Here is a 17,461-nt window from a genome sequence, read left to right on the forward strand (position 1 = left end):
CGCCGGCACCGGTCTACGAGCTCCGAGCAGGGGTCTGCGCCAGATTAAGCAGGCCGGACCGCTACCGCGCGTTCCACAGCTCGGCGGCAGACCGCAGTTGAAAGTTAGCTACTTCAGTACTTCGAGCACCTTTTCCGCCAGCGGTCCGGCCGAGGCGGGGTTTTGCCCGGTGTAAAGATTGCGGTCCGTCACCGTAAACGGCTTCCACATTTCACCTTTGACGAAGTCGATGCCCATCTTGACCAGTTCGTCCTCGACCGTCCAGGGCGCCTTTTCGCGGAGTCCGACACCGTCCTCTTCTTCGTTGGTGAAGGCAGTGACCCGGTAGCCCACGAAGGGCGAGGTGCCCTCGTGGCGAGTGGCCAGGATGGCGGCCGGCGCGTGGCAGACGATCGCCAACGGCTTACCTGAGGCAAGCGCGGCAATGAGCAGGCGGCCGGAATCGGCATCTCGCCATAGGTCTTCCATCGGGCCGTGCCCACCGGGGTAATAGATGGCGTCGTAATCGTCCAGGCGCGCGTTGGCAAGCTGGATCGGGGCACGCAGCTGTTCGGCGGAACGCAGGATTCCTTCCAGCTTTTCGGCGATCTCGACGCTGCCGGCCATCGACGGCCGCAGGCTCATCACGTCTACGTACGGGACGGTGCCGCCGGGCGTGGCCACCACGATCTGGTGGCCAGCCCGGCTGAGCGCGTCGTACGGGGCCGCGAATTCCTCGGCCCAGTAGCCGGTCGGATGGCGGGCGCCGTCGTTCAGTGTCCAGTAACTCGATGCGGTGACGACGAACAGAACTTTTGCCATCAGACGGTCACTTCCCTTGTCAGAGCAGCCCCGCACGCGGGTATTCGGTGTGGGTCCCGCAGGCAGTCAAGCGAAGTTAACCCTAGAACCAGACTTTTCGGCCGGCAACCGGACGTCCGACCGCTCCCAAGATCCACAAGACCACACCGATCAGCACCAGGATGCCACCGATGGTTTCCAGAATCGGGATGGCGGCGAAATACCCGATGACAACAAGAATGATGCCGAGGATAATCACGTCGTGCCCCTTTCTATTGGGCGTCAGTCGAATTGATCCCCAACGGACTACCCCGGCACGAATCCGTTCAATCAGACATCCGCCGATTCGTTTCCTGGCTGCGCGCTTTGACCAGCTCGGCGCGGGCCAGCGTCTGCTGCGCCTGCTTCACGTGGGCGGCATCGACCAGCACGCCGTTGACTCCGACCGCCCCGCGGCCCTCGGCCTCGGCCTCCCGGTAGGCGGACACATTGGCTTCGGCGCGGGCGATCTCGTCGGCGGTCGGTGCGTACACACCATTGGCGACGGGCACCTGGTCGGGATGGATGGCCCACTTGCCCGTGTAACCGAGCAGCGACGCGCGCCGCGCATCACGCTCGTATCCGGCCAGGTCTCGGTAGTCGGGATAAGGCGCGTCGATGGCGTCTATGCCGGCGATGCGCGCCGCGACGATGACCTTATTACGCGCATAAGCCCAGAATTCGCCGGGGTATTCGCCGAGCGGGACGAAGTTGGTGTCCACCCGGGCACCCTGCGACAACGAGAAGTCACCGACCCCGAAGATCAGGGCATCCAGGCGAGGGCTGGCCGCGGCGATCTCCTCGGCGTTAGCCAGGCCCTGCACCTCCTCGATCAGAACCTCGAGCCGAATTCTGCTGCTCAGGCCAAGTTTCGACTCCAACTGAGTGAGCAGCACGTCAACCCACCAGACATCGCGGGCGCTGCGGGCTTTCGGGATGATGATCGTATCGAGATTCTCGCCCGCCCGGGTGACGACGTCGATCACGTCATCGTGGCACCACTGAGTGTCCAGACCGTTGATCCGGATGGCCCGCGCGGTGCGCCCCCAGTCGATATCGTTGAGCGCCGCAATAACTTTGGCCCGCGACTGCACTTTGGCGCCGACCGGGGTCGCATCCTCGAGATCGAGGAACACCAGGTCCGCCCCACACTTGGCGCCCTTCTCGAACATGTTGTCGTTGCACGCGGGTACCGCGAGTTCGGAACGACGGAGAAGATCAGTCATCGATTTCCTTCTGTCACAACACGCCGCGGGTACGCAGATCGTTGATCTCGTCGGGAGTCAAGCCGAGTAGCTCGCCATAAACTTCGTCATTGTGTTCACCGAGGCCAGGTCCAAGATGGCCCACCGTTGCAGACGCTGACGAGAAGCGCGGAACCGGGGCCTGCACCATCATCGAACCGAGTTGCTCGTCGGAGACCGAGATGAACACCCCCCGATGAGTCAGCTGCTCGTCGGCGACCAGATCCCGTATGTCGTAGACCGGCGCCGCGGCGACCTCGTGGGCTTCGAAAGTCTGCATCGCTTCCGAAAGAGTCTTGGTGGCGACCCAATCCGCTACCACGGTATCCACCTCGCGGGCCCGGGCCAGCCGCCGCTGGGGGTCGGAGAAGTCCGGGTCGGACAGCAGGTCATCGCGGCCGATGGCGCGAAACACCCTTAACGCCAAGGCCGGTGAACTGCCGGACATGGCCAGCCAGCGCCCGTCGGCGGTTCGGTAGGTATTGCGCGGAGCCGAAATATCCCAGCGATTACCGGCGCGCTCGGGCACCAAACCCAGTTGGTCGTAGCCCAGCAGCGTCTGCTCCAGCAGGCGAGCCAGCGGGTCGATCAGGTTGACGTCGATCAGCTGACCCGGCGCACCATGCACGTCGCGGTGATACAACGCCATCATGACCGCGTAAGTGGCGTTGAGTGAGGCGACGCCGTCGGCCAACATGAACGGCGGCAGGGTGGGCGGTCCGCCGGCTTGTCCGGTGATGTGCGCGAACCCGCTCATCGCCTCGCCGAGCGTGCCGAAGCCCGGCCGCTCACTCTTCGGCCCGGTCAATCCGTAACCGGTGATGTGCAGCATCACGATCCGGTCGTTGACCGCGCGCAGGTTCTCGTAGTCCAGCCCCCATTTGCGCAACGTCTGCGGCCGGGTGTTGACGATGGCGACGTCGGCATGCTCGACGAGCCGGCGCACCATCGCCTGACCCTCGGCACACCGCAGATCCAGGGTGATCGCTCGCTTGTTGCGCGATAAGGACTTCCACATCAGCCCGACGTCCTCGCGCTGATTGCCCCACCGACGGATCGGGTCGCCATGCCGCGGGTCTTCAACCTTGATCACATCGGCGCCGAATTCGCCCAGGTACGTCGCAACCAGCGGTGCGGCCGCCAACGTCGCGAGGTCGAGCACTCGCATACCCTCAAGCATTCGCACAGGCGCCCACGTGTGAGTTCGAAGGCCGTTGCAGCCCAAGGTGTCCCCGTAATGTCGAGGACTCGTACTCGCTGCGGAACAGGCCACGCCGCTGCAGCTCCGGAACCACCATCCGCACAACATCTTCGAATGCCCCGGGCAGATGCGTTGCGGCCAGGACGAAGCCGTCGCACGCTCCGCTTTCGAACCAGTCCGCCATCTGATCGGCGACCTGCGCGCCGGTGCCGACGAAGCGCGGTCCCTGCAGCAGCGTCGCGCGGTGGCCGGCCAGATCGCGCACGGTCACCGTGTCACCACCGATGTGGGAGCGCAGGTTCTGCACCAGTCCGCGAATTCCGGAGGACGATGCGATCAGCTCATCGGTGACGGGATCGTCCAGATCGTGTTGCGCGAAGTCGTAATTCATCAACTCCGACAACAGTGTCAGTGATGCCATCGGATGAACCAGTTCGTTGAGGAACAGAGCTTCGCGCTCCTTGGCGTGGGCCTCGGATTCGCCCACCACAGCGTAGGCCATCGGGCAGATCCGTACCGCGGCAGGATTGCGCCCGGCGTCGGCGATCCGCTCCTTCTGGTCGGCGTAGTGACTGCGCGCAACCTCGATACCCGGATCGCCGGTGAAGATCAATTCCGCCCAGCGCGAAGCGAATTCGCGTCCGCGTCCCGATGATCCGGCCTGAATGATGACCGGTCGCCCCTGCGGAGTGCGCGGCACGGTCAGCGGTCCACGCGACGAGAAGTACTGCCCGACATGCCCAAGCTCGTGCACCTTGCCCGGATCGCCGTAGCGCCCGGACGCCCGGTCGTGCAGGATCGCGTCGTCCTCCCAGGTGTCCCAGAGCCCGGCGACGACGTCCATGAACTCGTCGGCGCGGTCGTAGCGTTCGTCGTGGCCCAGATGGGCATCGACTCCGAAGTTCTGCGCCTCGCTGTCGTTGACGGAGGTGACCACGTTCCAGGCGGCCCGACCGCCGGACAGGTGATCCAGCGTGGCGAAGGTTCGCGCGACGTGGAACGGCTGGTAGTAGGTGGTCGAGTAGGTCGCGCCGAGTCCGATGCGCGACGTGGCCTGGGCCAGCACACCAAGCACGATGCTGAGGTCCAGCTTCACCGGGCGCGCGCCATAGGACACCGCCTCGGCCACCGAACCCCCGTAGACCCCCGGCATCGCCAGGCGGTCGTCGAAGAACATCAGGTCGAAGCAGCCTTCTTCGAGCTGACGGGCAATCTTGGCGTAGTACGAAGCGTCGAGGTATCCGTGTTCGGTCGCCGGGTGTCGCCACGATCCCGAGTACACCGACGTGCTACCCGCCTGCATGAAAGCAACCAGGGCCATCTTGTCCTGTCGTCGATCAACCATGTTCGAAAACGTAACATCTGATATTTCAGGTATCAAATGTGAGATGTGCCATTTGGTATCATTCCGGGATGGCTACGATCTCGAAGATCGACATCTCCGGCACCGTGCGCGAACGGGCCGCCCGCGAACTCAGGGACCGCATCCTGACCGGCGCCTTGTCCGCCGGCACGCGAGTCGATCTGGACGCCATCACCGAGGAGTTCGCGACCAGCCGGACCCCGGTTCGCGAGGCGTTACTGGAACTGTCCTTCGAAGGTCTGGTCCAGATCGCGCCGCGCAGTGGCATCACCGTGATCGGCATCAGCCCCACCGACGTCATGGACAGCTTCACCATCCTGGGCGTTCTCACCGGACAGGCCGCCGCGTGGGCTGCCCAGCGCATCGAAGCGGACGAGCTCGAGATGCTGCGCGAGCTCGCTGCGGATGTGGTGGCGCGCTCCGGTGACGACAGCATCGGGGAAGCCAACTGGCACTTCCACCAGAAAATCCACCGGGCCGCGCACTCCCCGCGGCTGATGACGCAGATCAAACAGGCCGCGCGGGTCGTGCCGAGCAACTTCCTCACCCTGTTCCCCGACCATGAGAAACATTCGCTCGACGAGCACCAGGAGCTGCTCGACGCACTCGGTGAAAAGGACGTCGAACGGTCCCGCAGGATCGCCGAACGCCATGTGCTGGACGCGGGGCGCTCGCTGGCCGACTGGCTCGAGCAGCGCCGCACCGCGTGAGACCCAACCGGGGCGTCACACGCCGCGAGCGCTTGCCGGCGCGGCGCCGGGATTTGAGTATTTTCGTGGGGTGCCATCGACTTCTGGGCCTCCTGTCCCCGCACGAGTCCCAGCGCAGTACACGCTGTCGCCTGCCGCTCCGAGCCCGCGCACGCTGATCGACATCCTGTATGCGACCGCCGCGCGTTACCCGGACGCGGCGGCCATCGACGACGGCACCGTCCAGCTCACCTACAGCGAACTGATCGGCGACATCGAGGCCAGCGTGCAATGGCTGGCCGCCCGGGGCATCGGGCGCGGCGACCGGATCGGCATCCGGATGCCGTCGGGCAGCTACGCGTTGTACGTCGCCATCCTGGCGACGCTGGCGACCGGCGCGGCCTACGTGCCCGTCGACGCCGACGATCCCGACGAACGCGCCGAATTGGTGTTCGGCGAGGCCGGCGTGGTGGGCGTCATCACCGAGGCGGGCTTGCTCCGGGGCGTCGGCTTGTCGCGGGGCTGGCGGGCCACCGCGCCGCTGGCTCGCGACGACGCCTGGATCATCTTCACGTCCGGATCGACCGGCACGCCGAAAGGTGTCGCGGTGACCCACCGCAGCGCTGCCGCATTCGTCGACGCCGAGGCACAGATGTTCTTGCAAGACAACCCGATTGGACCCGGCGATCGCGTATTGGCTGGGCTGTCAGTCGCTTTCGACGCATCATGCGAGGAAATGTGGCTGGCGTGGCGCCACGGTGCTTGCCTGGTTCCCGCGCCGCGGTCGCTGGTGCGCAGCGGGATGGACCTCGGTCCGTGGCTGGTCACCCGGGACGTGACCGTGGTCTCGACGGTGCCCGCACTGGCCGCGCTGTGGCCCAGCGAGGCGCTGGAAGCTGTGCGGCTGTTGATCTTTGGCGGCGAGGCCTGCCCGCCGGAGCTGGTCGAGCGCCTCGCCGTCGACGGTCGCGAAGTATGGAACACCTACGGGCCGACCGAGGCCACGGTGGTGGCGTGCGCGGCGAAACTCGGTGGCCCCGGGCCGATCAGCATCGGGCTGCCACTGCCCGGCTGGGACCTGGCGGTCGTCGACGCCGACTGCCTGCCGGTCGCCTACGGCGACGTCGGCGAGCTGGTGATCGGTGGCGTCGGGCTGGCCCGCTATCTGGACAAGGACAAGGACGCCGAAAAGTACGCGGCTATGCCGTCGCTGGGCTGGGCGCGCGCCTACCGCAGCGGCGACCTGGTTCGGCTGGAACCCGACGGGCTGTACTTCTGTGGCCGCAGCGACGACCAGGTCAAGGTCGGGGGCCGGCGCATCGAACTGGGCGAGGTCGACTCGGCGTTGGTGCACCTGCCCGGCGTCAGCGGCGGCGCGGCCGCGGTGCGCCACACCGCAACCGGCACGCCGGTGTTGGTCGGCTATCTGGTCAGCGCGGATCCGGCGTTCGAACTGGGCGAGGCGCGCGCCCGGCTCGCCGCGCAGCTGCCCGCCTCGCTGGTGCCGCGGCTGGTCCGGGTCGACGAGCTGCCCACCCGCACGTCGGGCAAGGTCGACCGCGACGCGCTGCCCTGGCCGCCGCCGGGTGGCGAGTCGGACGAAGCGATCGATCTGGGCGGCACGACAGGCTGGCTCGCCGGACTGTGGCGCGACTTGCTGGGTGCGGCGGTCGACTCTGTCGAGGCGGACTTCTTCGCGCTCGGCGGCGGCTCGCTGTCGGCCGCACAACTCGTCGCCGTGCTGCGCCAGCAGTACCCGCAGGTGACCGTTGCCGATCTGTACGACCACCCCCGGCTGGGCTCAATCGCCGGGTTCCTCGACGAACTCGAGGCGCCGCCGCAGGTTGCCGAGCGCGAGGTCCGGCCGACGCCGTGGCTGACGCGACTCACGCAGACCGTGCTCGCCGTACCGCTGGCGACGCTGGCGGCGCTGCCGTGGTTGACCTGGCTGGCGCTGGGCAACAACGTCGCCCGCGCCTGGCACGTGGTGCCATGGACGGTGGCGGTGAACTGGTGGCTGATCGCGGTGGCATTCGTCGCGTTCGTTACCCCGGTGGGCCGCATGGGCATCGCGGTGTTGTGCGCGCGGGTCTTGCTGTCGAAGGTGCGCCCGGGTACTTATCGTCGCGGCGGGTCGGTGCACCTGCGGATCTGGTTCACCGAACGGCTCGCCGAGGCCAGCGGCGCACACAATCTGTCCGGGGCGCCGTGGCTGGTGTACTACGCCCGCGCGCTCGGGTCCGACATTGGTGAGGGTGTCGACCTGCATTCGCTGCCACCGGTCACCGGGTTGCTCACCCTTGGTCACCGCAGCGCGGTCGAACCCGAAGTCGACCTGTGTGGTCACTGGATCGACGGGGACGCATTCCATGTCGGCGAAATCACGATCGGTGACGACGCGACCATCGGCGCCCGCAGCACGTTGCTGCCCGGTGCGGTCGTCGGTAAGAACGCCGACGTGGCACCGGGCGCGGGCGTGCTGGACAAGATCAAGAACGGCCAGTACTGGAAGGGCTCACCGGCGGTGAAATCCGGCCGGGTCAACCACCCGTGGCCGGACGAACGGCCGTCGCGCCGCACCCATTGGGTGGCGATGTACGGGCTGACGTCGGTTCTGCTGGGGGCACTGCCGCTGGTCGCGGTGGCGAGCGGGCTCGCGGTCATCGGGCTGGCCGTGCGCCACACCGATCGCCTGTCGCAGGCCGTGGTGCCGGCGCTGCTGTGGACACCGGTCGCGACGCTGACCGCGCTTGCGGTGTACGCGTTGCTGACGGTGCTCGGGGTGCGGGTGTTGTCGCTCGGGCTGCACGAGGGCTATCACCCGGTGCGCAGCCGCGCCGGATGGCAGCTGTGGGCCACCGAACGCCTGATGGACGCCGCGCGCAACTACCTGTTCCCGCTGTACGCCAGCCTGCTGACACCCATGTGGCTACGGCTGCTGGGCGCGAAAGTCGGCCAGGGGACTGAGATCTCGACGGTGTTGCTGACACCGAAGTTTACCGTGATCGAGGACGGCGCGTTTTTGGCCGACGACACGATGGTGGCGTCGTACGAGCTGGGCGGCGGCTGGATCTACGCGGCGACGACGACCGTCGGCCGGCGGGCGTTCCTCGGAAATTCCGGCATCACCCAGCCCGGTCGCCGTGTTCCCGACGACGGCCTGGTGGCGGTGCTGTCCGCCGCGCCCCCCAAGGCCAAGCGCGGGTCGTCCTGGCTGGGCAGCCCGCCGATGCGGTTGCGCCGTCGTCCGGCCGAGGCCGACGCGGCGACCACATACGACCCGCCGCAACGATTGAAGGCGATGCGCGCGTTGGTGGAGACGTTGCGGTTGCTGCCGGTGATCGTGTCGGTGGCGATCGGGCTGGCCGTGCTGGGCGGATTACAGGCGCTGGCAAGGATATTCGGCATCTGGTGGGCGGCGCTGGGCTCCGGACTGGTGTTACTGGCGGCGGGTGCGATCGCCGGTGGCATCACGATCGTCGCGAAATGGCTTCTGGTCGGCCGCATCAAAGCGAGCGAATACCCGCTGTGGTCGTCGTTCGTGTGGCGCAACGAAGTCGCCGATACGTTCGTCGAAACCGTGGCCGCGCCGTGGTTCGCCCGCGCCGCCAGCGGCACACCGGTCCTGAATCTGTGGCTGCGGGCGTTGGGCGCCCGGATCGGGCGCGGCGTCTGGTGTGAATCCTATTGGCTCCCTGAGGCGGATCTCGTCACGCTGGGGGACGGGGCCACCGTCAATCGCGGCTGCGTGGTGCAGACACATCTTTTCCACGACCGGATCATGCGAATGGACGGTGTGGTGCTCGAACCCGGTGCGACGTTGGGTCCGCACTGTGTGGCGTTGCCCGCCGCCCGGCTCGGCGCGGGCGCGACCGTCGGACCGGCGTCTCTGGTGGTGCGTGGTGACGAGGTGCCGGGATCGACACGCTGGCAAGGTAATCCAATCAGACCGTGGAATCCGGGCCGTAAGAAGGCGCGTAAGGCCGCGGCCGGGCGCGGCGCCCAGGACACCGCGGCGTGAAAGCCTCCGCGAAGAAGGCGCTGGCGCCCGATGCCGTCGACGAGTACCTGCCGAACAACGGCAGCTCCGCTTACCAGGTGTCGCGCTATGAGCTGGATCTGGACTACAAGGTCGCGCTGAACCGGCTGTCCGGCTCGGCCACCATCACCGCCGTCACGCTGACCGAATTGCAGCAACTGACGCTCGACCTGTCGGCCGCCTTGACGGTGTCGAAGGTGTCGGTGAACGGCAAGCGTGTTGACCAATTCTCCTGCCGTGCCGGCAAATTGCGCATCCGGCTGGGCTCGAAGCTGCCGACCGGTGCCGCAATGTCGATCGTGGTGCGATACGGCGGCTCGCCGCGCCCAATTCGTTCGCTGTGGGGCAACGTCGGATTCGAAGAGCTGACCGACGGCGTGCTCGTCGCATCCCAGCCGAACGGCGCCGCGTCGTGGTTTCCCTGTAACGACCACCCCAGCGCCAAAGCCGCGTTTCATCTCCAGATCAGCACCGAAAGCCGGTACCGGGTGATCGCCAACGGGCAGCTGCTCTCGCGCCGGGCCCGCGCCTCGCGGACGGTATGGACCTACGAGCAGCGGGAGCCGACGTCGACCTACCTGATCACGCTGCAGATCGGCGACTACGAGGTCCGACGGCTGGCGCGTACGCCGGTGCCCATACAGGCCGCACTGCCGCAGCGGCTGCGCCGCGACTTCGATCACGACTTCGCGCGTCAGCCCGAGATGATGACGTTGTTCGTCGAGCTGTTCGGACCATATCCGCTGGCCACCGGGTACACGGTCGTGGTGACCGACGATCCGCTGGAGATACCCCTTGAAGCGCAAGGCATTTCGATCTTTGGTGCCAACCATTGCGACGGTACGCGGTCCAGCGAGCGGCTGATCGCCCATGAGCTGGCGCATCAGTGGTTCGGCAATTCGGTGACCGCGGGCCAGTGGCGCGATATCTGGCTGCACGAAGGATTCGCGTGTTACGCGGAATGGTTATGGTCGGAACGCAGCGGCGGACCCAGCGCCGACGAGCTCGCTGGTCTGCATCACGCGCAGCTGCGGACGAAGCCGCGGGACCTGCTTCTGGCCGATCCGGGAGCACGCGACATGTTCGACGACCGCGTATACAAACGCGGCGCGCTGACTTTACACGCGCTGCGCGGCCAGCTGGGTAGCGATAAATTCTTTGCGCTGCTTCAGGATTGGACATCGCGGCATCGCCACGGCACTGCCGTCACCGACGACTTCACCGGCCTGGCCGCCAACTACTCGGACGAGTCGCTGCGGCCGCTGTGGGAGGCGTGGCTGTATTCGACGGCAGTGCCGTGACGATCTAAGCGCGAGGATTAGCCTCCGCCGCCGGCCGCGCCGCCGCCACCCGTGCCACCGGCTTGTCCGCTACCGGTTCCCCCGCTACCGGGCATATTCTGGCCGCCGGAGCCCGTCCCCGGCTGCATCGGCGCCGGTGCGGGCTGGCTTGACGACGTCGGCGACGGTGTCGGCGCTGCCGGCGCGGCGACCGACTGAGTCACGCCGCCACCGCAGGCGATCCCCAGGCCGATCGCGGCGGCACCACCAAGAAGCGCCAACCCTTTTTTCACTACATGAGATGTCATGTCACCCTCCACTCAATTGTCGGATCTCGTGTCATGCCCAGGTGGCGGTACCCGTTGATATCGAGCGCAACCACGATTTCACCCAATTTCTAGCCACCGTTGGGTCGCGCGGGTACAGATGTCGATGGAAGCACCGTCGGCCCCACCGTCTCGGAGGACGTCGGTGGTGACGTCGTCGGCGGCGCGCCCACCCGGCCCGCGGTGCCACCCCCGCAGGCGACCGCCAGCACGAGCAAGCCCATACCACCGAGCAGGGCTAGCCCCTTTTTGAGCGCACGAATATTGGTCATTGTGCGGCGATACCCGTTGGCGGCGAACTCAATCGTTCCCACTAACCGACCCCGGCGATGACGCCTCCCGCGCCGCCTGCTGCTCCGCCGACTCCCCCGGCTGCTCCGCCGGCTCCCCCGGCGCCAGCTGATCCACCGGCTGCTCCGCCCGCGGCTCCACCGGGCGCGCTTTGAGCCCACCCGGGCATCCCCGGACCGGGTGGCGCCGCAGTTGGTGCGACCTGGCCGGACGAAGTGTTGGGACCTGGTGGAGGCGTGGGCGGCGCGCCGATCGACGTGTCGACACCGCTCCCGCAGGTGACCGCGAGAGCGGTCAATGCCGCACCACCGGTAAGCGCACAGACCCTTTTAACCGCAGCAGATTTCATCATCGACCCCTTCTATCCTGCCGTCTGCGTAGCAGAGGTACCCGATGTGTCTGCTATCTGATTCAGCTGCGATACCCGATCATCGGCGGGCCCAATCATGGGTCAGCCGAGCGCGGGCAGCACGGTGTCGGTCAGTAACTGAACCGACTTCCACGCCTCGTCGACGGGCATGCCGCCGACCAGTGGATGCAACACCAGCGGCCCGTAATCGTCGCTGTCGCGGATTTCGGCGATCAGCTGGTCGGGTGTCAGGAAGCGGTATCGGCCGGAGGCCCGGACCTCGTCCAAGGTCCGGACGCCGGGCAGGTGCATCAGGGATCGTTGGTCAGTGGACCACTCCCCGTAAGTGACTGCTTCCCACAGGATGTGTTCGCCGAGCTCGGCCCACGCCCGTTCGGGATCCTCGTGCAGGTAGATCATTCCGCGATTGATCGGCCCGGGCATCAGGATCACCGGCTTGATGCCCGCTGCGGCGCACAGTTCGCGGTAGTAGGTGGCGATGTCGGGCAGATGGTCGGCCAGGCTGAGCGGAAGCCCGAATCGCGCGGCCCGCCGCGCGGTGGCGCGGGCACCGCCGCCGACGTACAGCGGCGGATGCGGCCGACTCCAGGTGCCGGTGCAAATCCCCGTGTCTGCCCCGGCACCCGACCAGACCTCCAGCATCCGTTCGACCAGGCTGTCCATCAGCGCGCCCCGCCGGCTGAAATCCATTCCGAGTGAGTGGTATTCGATGGTACGGTAGCCCAGGCCCACCGTGGTGTGCAGCCGGCCACGGCTCATGTTGTCGACAAGCGCGATGTCTTCGGCGAGCCGGACCGGGTTCCACAACGGCCCCAGCGCGCAGTCCACGCTGGCAATCACCGTCGAGGTGCGCGCCAGAAACATGGCGGCGGCCATAATCGGATTGCAGCTCCAGCCGTGACCGGTGGCGTGGTGCTCGTCGACGCTGACCGACGTGATGCCGTGGGACTCACCCCATTGCGCCAATTCGAGCGCGGCGGACAAGAGTTTACTCTGGGTGCGCGGATCTCCTTGTGGTGAAGCGAAATTGAAGCGCAACACCGTCAAGACCATGTCAGGCTCCGTCTGCGGCCGGCGCGGCGATGGACTCCACGAACGCGGCGAAGTCGGGGAACAGCGCGCGGTCGACGATCTCGATGCGGGTGCCGAACGCATCGAGGTAGTAGGCGAACATCCCGAACTCGGCGTCCGGTAGTGCTCCGGTCATTTCGAAGGTGAAGCCGTTGCGCTCCAACGCGCGTGCGCTCTCGGTGAGGTTGTCGGTGAAATAGCCGATGTGGTGCACCGAGTTGCCCGCTGCGGCGGTCCACGGAGTTCCCGGAACCTCCTGGACCAGTTCGATGTGCGGACTCTGCACGGAGTAGACGATCGTCGAGGTCAGCTCGCGCACTCCGGCCGCGGTGCGAAACGGCAGCGTATAGCGCAGTGCGGTGATCCACCGGTAGCCGGCCAGGGCGGTGAGGCGGGCCATGGCGGTGTTGAGGTCGGGCACCACGATACCGGTGTGATAGAAGTCCTTGGGCTGCAGCACAAATGTCATCGTGATGTCCCTTCCCGTGCCGTCACGAGTAGCTCGCTATTTGTCGCGAGAGCCAGGCCCGTTCCCAGAAATTCGTTGTGCTGCTCAGCAGACTTTCATGTGCATCCCGCAGCACTTCGCGCGCCCCCGCGTGGTCGGGCTCCGCGGTGGTGACGAGCTCGGCGAGGTGGACGGCGTGCACGGGACGGTTTTCGGCGAGGTGTGCTCGTGCTCGGTTGACAAGAGCATCGGCGCCGGCGAGTTCCACCACGTCGGTGCCGACGGCGTCGAAACCGACGGGATACAGCTCGGTGGTCGACCGGTGATGGAACCACCCGGAGTAGTTCTCCCACACCGCCCGCACATCCCAGGAGACTTTCCCATAGCCTTGGCCCACTTCGCATTCCGCGGGCAACGTGATCTCGCGCATCAGGGTCAGGACATCTTTTCCGGCGTTCATTCCGGCCACCGTCTGGTCGTGGACGTATTCGATGGCATTGCGCAGCCGAGTAAGCTCCTGGTGGATGCGGTCCGCTCCGGCGATCGGTTCGAAGTGGCCGGTCACCAGAAGTTCTGGCTGCAGGTCGCGCACCCGCTCGACCGACGCGATCGCGGCCAGGGCGTCACGGTAGCGATCGCCACGGATCGTGACCAGATTGGGAATGTGGCCGAATATCGGGCCGAAAGTGTTTCCGCACAGACATATTCGCTCATCGGGCAGCCAGATGACCAAAGAGTCGGTGGTCTCGCCGCCGGGGACGGAGATCAGCTCCAGTCGGCGTCCGCCGACGTCGAGGGTGAGCGCGTCTTCGAAGTCGAGGTCGACGCCGGGGATGCTCTGGGTGGGTAGCCGCGTGGTACCGAGACGGCGCTGGATGTCCTGGATTCCCGTCGCCAGCGTATCGGAGAAGGCGAACGCGCTGCGGCTGGCACGATACGGGATGAGGCGCTCGTTGTCGTCTCGCCATTGGGTCCAGTTCGCCTGAGCAACAACGGTTGTGTCGGGATCACGAACGCTGTCCAGGCCGCCGACGTGGTCCACGTGGCCCTGGGTGAAGATGATGTAGCGCACCGGTGAGGAGTCGACAGCGTCGAAGTTGGCCCGATGCACCGGCCCCTCGAAGCCCATGCCGGTGTTGACGATCACCCGACCGTCGCCGGTGGTCAGTAGGTACGCGTTCGACAGTCCGGGCGAGCACCACAGTCCCTCGGCGATCTGCTCGGCCTGTTCGGCGGACGCGGGCCGCAGGCCGTCGGCACCGGGCCTGCTGCGGTAGACCGGTTCAAAGTCCGGGGCGCTCATCGATGCTCCTCATTCGGGACGGACGTCGAACCGGTCGAAGTAGAAGTCGAACCGCCCACGCAGCTCGTCGGCCGAGACGCCGAAGTGTCGTGGTAGGTCGTAACGGATTCGCCCGTGCTTGCCGCGCGGATTGCCGTCGAGATACTGCCGGAATCGGTTGCGCACCTTCGGTGTCAGTTCGACGCCACCACGGCGGTAAAGCTCGTCGAGCACCGGCATTTCATTGCCGTTGAGCTGGTGGAAGTTGACGTCGATGCTGCGGTCGGACGGCACCAGGTCGCGGTCGCGGACACACGCGCTCAGCAGTCGATGCACCCGATCCGTCCAGTACTCGAGAAGCCAGCCCGGATCGATACTCCTGCGGCGCAGCCGATCCGAGTAGGCCATCATCGTGATCGCGGACTGCACGACCGCGACCGGATCGCGATGCGTGAACGCGACCGTCGCATCGGGAAAGGTCGCCATCAGCGGGCCCAGCTGCTCGCAATGCTGCGGGCTCTTGAGGATCCAGGTCTGCGGGCCGCGCAGAAACGTCAGCGCCTGCAGGACCTTCTTCAGATATGCGTAATGCCGGGTTTGGTCGAGCGCGAGGTAATAGTCTCGCCAATCCGGCACGCGGGCATGCCATTCCAAGACGTAACTCGCGAGGTCCAGATCGAGGAGCTCGACCTCCTCCTCGATCGCCTCGGGGAACCGGTCGTGCATCGCGGCCACCACGGGAGCGCTGACCATCAGGGCGTCGTGTTCGGCTTTGGCGCGCGCATAGCGTGGGTCGACCCCGTCAATGTCGGGCCCGTCGCCGCGCGCGGGGATCGGCTCCTGACTTTCCCAATACGGCAAGGCACGCCGGCGCGGGTCAGCGGCAATGAGATTCACCAGATGCGTGGTGCCGGACCGCGGCATCCCGACAACGACGAAGGGGCCGTCGATCGGTATGGACACAATCTCGGGATAGCGCTTGATGAGTTCGGTGAGTGACAGGCGGTTGCGCAGCAGCCGAATCACGCGCTGCCGCAACGTCGACCGGGTGAGCTGTCGCAGTCCCTCGTCGGCTTCAATCGCCGCGACGTGAGCGGTCAAGCGCTCCCCGAAACCGTCCGTGTCGTCGAGATCGTCGGCGCCGGCTTGTTGGACGGCCTCCCCGAACATCCGGTCGAGGTCGAAATCGACCCGTTTGGCCTCGGTGAATTCCAGAATCTGACGCTGGACATCGGTCAGCCGCGGCGAGGTCAGATCGTCGAAATCGATGTCAGCGATGTCGGGGCCCGCAGCGCCCATGCGACCGCCTCCTTGCGGCGTCGAATATTCGACGTATCGTTCGAAATATGATACGGACGTTAGACGCGGGACCGACACCTCGTCAACCCGCGTCGCCACCGACCGAGCGCGTCGTCGCGGTCATGCGGCTGCTCGGGTCCCAACCCACGCGAGCGTTCTCACTCGCGGATATCACCCGCGAGCTCGGCATCAGCCGCGCTACCGGGCACGCGATTCTGACCACGCTGAGCGCCCATCACTGGGTGGTGCGCGACGTCGACACGGCCGCCTACTCCTGGGGACCGGGCATCGCGGCGCTGGCGAAGCCGGCCGGCGACCGGGTCTTTCGTGGCGTCTTACAGCAGCTCGCCGAATCGTCAGCGGCACAAGCATTTCTGGCGCGCCGCGAGGACAAGGCCATCGTCGTGACCGATACCGCCGGCGAATCCTCGTCCGGGATGCGCATCGACCGCGGACTGCGCATGCCGTTGGTAGCGCCGTTCGGCCGCGACTACCTCGCCTGGAGCCCGGCGCCCGCGCAGCGCGCCTGGCTGCAGGGCATGGGCAGGCCGTCCACCGCGCTCTCCCGACGAATCACTTCGGTGCTCAGCGAGATTCGTCATCGCGGATATACCGTCGAACGCCTCAGCCGCGAATACCGTCAGGTGCATGCGGCACTGCGGGCATTGCGCGGTGACGGCGAACCCGACGCGATCACCGCACACCTGGCCCGGGCCTTCGCCGACCTCACGGTGATCGACGTGCTGGATGCCGAACTCACCGAGAACTCGGCGCACAGTATCGCCACCATTTCCGCCCCGATCTTCGATGACGACGGAGTGGTCGCGATGTCGGTCAGCGTCGCGCCCTTCACCGACCTGACCGCGTCGGACGTCACGCGGCTCAGTGAGCAGGTTTGCGCCGCGGCCCGACGGATCGAAGCGCAGATCGCGAGCCCTACAAGTTAGCCAGATCGTCGGGAACGTCGACTTGATGCTCCAGCAGCGCCTCGAGGGGCACCACCTCGAGGGTGCGTTCGTGGGTGCTGGCCAACACGACCGGCGCGGCGCAACCATCGCGGTGAGCCCGCAACCAATTCAGGGCGGTCACACACCAGCGGTCACCGGGCAGCAGGCCGGGAAAGCGGTACTCGGGAACCGGCGTCAGCAGATCGTTGCCGATGGAACGTTGGCGCTCAAGGAAATCGGCGGTCATCACCGCGCAGATCGTGTGGCGACCGACATCCTCGGCTCCGCTCGAGCAGCAGCCGTCGCGGTAGAAGCCGGTCAGGGGTTCGGTGCCACATGGCTGCAGCGGGCCGCCGAGCACGTTGCGATCGGACATCTGGTTAGTATCGCGCCGTCGGAGCCAAAGTTAGAAGAGACAGCACCGACCGTGCCCTGCGAATCTGCCCCGCCACTGGCCCTACCCAGCCAGCCGGAAGGCGACGTCGGTGCGGATCTGGCTCAGCCGGCGAGCCGCGACGGCGTCAGTCCCCGCGTAGATTCGGGCGATGTCGACCAGCGCGTTGCCCGTACGCGCCAGTTCCGAGTGCGCCGCGTTGAGCAGAGCCAGCATGTGGGTGGCCTCCGCCCCGAACGCCGCTGCCGCCTGAGCCGAGACCTCTTCGGCGCCGGCTGGAGCCGGCGCGGTCACCGACGGCTCCGCCGCAGCACTGTTCGCAAGCGCCTGCGTCGCACTGCCGACGATCTGAGTGCCAACGACGGCCACCGCCGGGTCGAAGGACATGGACCGCATCG

General features: G+C 66.6%; 17 protein-coding genes. 4 read left to right on the top strand and 13 right to left on the bottom strand.

The features are described 5' to 3' along the window. Positions 1-108: 108 nt before the first annotated feature. From AC5Y5O_RS09910 to AC5Y5O_RS09930, 5 genes are all read right to left on the bottom strand, one after another. The gene (locus tag AC5Y5O_RS09910; RefSeq protein ID WP_207768615.1) at positions 109-801 is read right to left on the bottom strand and encodes a type 1 glutamine amidotransferase domain-containing protein; all 693 of its coding nucleotides are present in this window, start codon (positions 799-801) and stop codon (positions 109-111) included. An 82-nt stretch (positions 802-883) separates the two neighbouring features. Then, on the bottom strand, positions 884-1,039 hold the full coding sequence (locus AC5Y5O_RS09915) for a hypothetical protein (protein ID WP_096290506.1): 156 nt from the start codon (positions 1,037-1,039) through the stop codon (positions 884-886). A gap of 67 nt (positions 1,040-1,106) precedes the next feature. Further along, positions 1,107-2,045, bottom strand: coding sequence for an HpcH/HpaI aldolase/citrate lyase family protein (locus tag AC5Y5O_RS09920; RefSeq protein ID WP_096290507.1), 939 nt, complete (start codon positions 2,043-2,045; stop codon positions 1,107-1,109). A 13-nt stretch (positions 2,046-2,058) separates the two neighbouring features. Then, positions 2,059-3,243, bottom strand: a complete 1,185-nt coding sequence (locus AC5Y5O_RS09925) for a CaiB/BaiF CoA transferase family protein (RefSeq protein ID WP_096290508.1) — start codon at positions 3,241-3,243, stop codon at positions 2,059-2,061. After that, positions 3,236-4,609 (bottom strand): LLM class flavin-dependent oxidoreductase, encoded by a 1,374-nt coding sequence (locus tag AC5Y5O_RS09930; RefSeq protein ID WP_096290509.1) that lies wholly within the window; start codon positions 4,607-4,609, stop codon positions 3,236-3,238. Before AC5Y5O_RS09930 ends, AC5Y5O_RS09925 begins: the two co-directional genes overlap by 8 nt. A 68-nt stretch (positions 4,610-4,677) precedes the next feature. Here AC5Y5O_RS09930 and AC5Y5O_RS09935 point away from each other — a divergent pair, with 68 nt between their 5' ends. The 3 genes from AC5Y5O_RS09935 to AC5Y5O_RS09945 all read left to right on the top strand — a co-directional run bounded on the left by AC5Y5O_RS09935 (position 4,678) and on the right by AC5Y5O_RS09945 (position 10,656). After that, positions 4,678-5,337 (top strand): GntR family transcriptional regulator, encoded by a 660-nt coding sequence (locus tag AC5Y5O_RS09935; protein ID WP_165796495.1) that lies wholly within the window; start codon positions 4,678-4,680, stop codon positions 5,335-5,337. Between the two features lie 70 nt (positions 5,338-5,407). Beyond that, positions 5,408-9,337: a Pls/PosA family non-ribosomal peptide synthetase gene (locus AC5Y5O_RS09940; RefSeq protein ID WP_500024882.1), complete on the top strand. Its 3,930-nt coding sequence runs from the start codon at positions 5,408-5,410 to the stop codon at positions 9,335-9,337. Further along, entirely contained in the window at positions 9,334-10,656 is a 1,323-nt protein-coding gene (locus AC5Y5O_RS09945) for a M1 family metallopeptidase (RefSeq protein ID WP_500024886.1), read from the top strand. The genes AC5Y5O_RS09940 and AC5Y5O_RS09945 overlap by 4 nt, the downstream gene beginning before the upstream one ends. A 17-nt stretch (positions 10,657-10,673) precedes the next feature. Here AC5Y5O_RS09945 and AC5Y5O_RS09950 read toward each other — a convergent pair whose 3' ends face one another. The 6 genes from AC5Y5O_RS09950 to AC5Y5O_RS09975 form a co-directional block, all read right to left on the bottom strand. Beyond that, entirely contained in the window at positions 10,674-10,943 is a 270-nt protein-coding gene (locus AC5Y5O_RS09950) for a hypothetical protein (protein WP_096290512.1), read from the bottom strand. A gap of 89 nt (positions 10,944-11,032) precedes the next feature. Further along, on the bottom strand, positions 11,033-11,275 hold the full coding sequence (locus AC5Y5O_RS09955) for a hypothetical protein (RefSeq protein ID WP_133160892.1): 243 nt from the start codon (positions 11,273-11,275) through the stop codon (positions 11,033-11,035). 428 nt (positions 11,276-11,703) lie between these two features. Then, positions 11,704-12,675 (bottom strand): LLM class flavin-dependent oxidoreductase, encoded by a 972-nt coding sequence (locus AC5Y5O_RS09960; protein ID WP_096290513.1) that lies wholly within the window; start codon positions 12,673-12,675, stop codon positions 11,704-11,706. 1 nt (position 12,676) lies between these two features. Continuing rightward, positions 12,677-13,162 carry a VOC family protein gene (locus AC5Y5O_RS09965; protein ID WP_096290514.1) on the bottom strand — a complete coding sequence of 162 codons (486 nt, stop codon included), beginning with the start codon at positions 13,160-13,162 and terminating at the stop codon, positions 12,677-12,679. Between the two features lie 22 nt (positions 13,163-13,184). Further along, a complete protein-coding gene (locus tag AC5Y5O_RS09970) occupies positions 13,185-14,444 on the bottom strand; it encodes an alkyl sulfatase dimerization domain-containing protein (protein ID WP_500024894.1) in 1,260 nt (419 codons plus the stop codon). Between the two features lie 9 nt (positions 14,445-14,453). Continuing rightward, positions 14,454-15,722: a sulfotransferase family protein gene (locus tag AC5Y5O_RS09975; protein ID WP_096290516.1), complete on the bottom strand. Its 1,269-nt coding sequence runs from the start codon at positions 15,720-15,722 to the stop codon at positions 14,454-14,456. Between the two features lie 47 nt (positions 15,723-15,769). On the opposite strand from AC5Y5O_RS09975, the gene AC5Y5O_RS09980 reads away from it, so the two are divergent. After that, positions 15,770-16,669: a helix-turn-helix domain-containing protein gene (locus AC5Y5O_RS09980; protein ID WP_096290517.1), complete on the top strand. Its 900-nt coding sequence runs from the start codon at positions 15,770-15,772 to the stop codon at positions 16,667-16,669. Here the strand turns inward: AC5Y5O_RS09980 and AC5Y5O_RS09985 are convergent. Together AC5Y5O_RS09985 and AC5Y5O_RS09990 are read right to left on the bottom strand one after the other, a co-directional pair. Continuing rightward, entirely contained in the window at positions 16,659-17,045 is a 387-nt protein-coding gene (locus tag AC5Y5O_RS09985; RefSeq protein WP_500024898.1) for a DUF2237 family protein, read from the bottom strand. The two genes, AC5Y5O_RS09980 and AC5Y5O_RS09985, sit on opposite strands and share 11 nt — an antisense overlap. An 81-nt stretch (positions 17,046-17,126) precedes the next feature. Beyond that, on the bottom strand, positions 17,127-17,459 hold the full coding sequence (locus AC5Y5O_RS09990) for a PE domain-containing protein (RefSeq protein WP_500024900.1): 333 nt from the start codon (positions 17,457-17,459) through the stop codon (positions 17,127-17,129). Positions 17,460-17,461: the final 2 nt, after the last annotated feature.

It is taken from the genome of Mycobacterium sp. NGS40 (assembly GCF_059812735.1).

Excerpts from the sequence above, each read along its gene's own strand:
- AC5Y5O_RS09920 (WP_096290507.1), bottom strand. The coding sequence starts at position 2,045 with ATGACTGATCTTCTCCGTCGTTCCGAACTCGCGGTACCCGCGTGCAAC.
- AC5Y5O_RS09960 (WP_096290513.1), bottom strand. The coding sequence starts at position 12,675 with ATGGTCTTGACGGTGTTGCGCTTCAATTTCGCTTCACCACAAGGAGAT.
- AC5Y5O_RS09925 (WP_096290508.1), bottom strand. The coding sequence starts at position 3,243 with ATGCTTGAGGGTATGCGAGTGCTCGACCTCGCGACGTTGGCGGCCGCA.
- AC5Y5O_RS09980 (WP_096290517.1), top strand. The coding sequence starts at position 15,770 with ATGATACGGACGTTAGACGCGGGACCGACACCTCGTCAACCCGCGTCG.
- AC5Y5O_RS09990 (WP_500024900.1), bottom strand. The coding sequence starts at position 17,459 with ATGCGGTCCATGTCCTTCGACCCGGCGGTGGCCGTCGTTGGCACTCAG.
- AC5Y5O_RS09930 (WP_096290509.1), bottom strand. The coding sequence starts at position 4,609 with ATGGTTGATCGACGACAGGACAAGATGGCCCTGGTTGCTTTCATGCAG.
- AC5Y5O_RS09970 (WP_500024894.1), bottom strand. The coding sequence starts at position 14,444 with ATGAGCGCCCCGGACTTTGAACCGGTCTACCGCAGCAGGCCCGGTGCC.
- AC5Y5O_RS09910 (WP_207768615.1), bottom strand. The coding sequence starts at position 801 with ATGGCAAAAGTTCTGTTCGTCGTCACCGCATCGAGTTACTGGACACTG.
- AC5Y5O_RS09950 (WP_096290512.1), bottom strand. The coding sequence starts at position 10,943 with ATGACATCTCATGTAGTGAAAAAAGGGTTGGCGCTTCTTGGTGGTGCC.
- AC5Y5O_RS09975 (WP_096290516.1), bottom strand. The coding sequence starts at position 15,722 with ATGGGCGCTGCGGGCCCCGACATCGCTGACATCGATTTCGACGATCTG.
- AC5Y5O_RS09965 (WP_096290514.1), bottom strand. The coding sequence starts at position 13,162 with ATGACATTTGTGCTGCAGCCCAAGGACTTCTATCACACCGGTATCGTG.
- AC5Y5O_RS09935 (WP_165796495.1), top strand. The coding sequence starts at position 4,678 with ATGGCTACGATCTCGAAGATCGACATCTCCGGCACCGTGCGCGAACGG.
- AC5Y5O_RS09985 (WP_500024898.1), bottom strand. The coding sequence starts at position 17,045 with ATGTCCGATCGCAACGTGCTCGGCGGCCCGCTGCAGCCATGTGGCACC.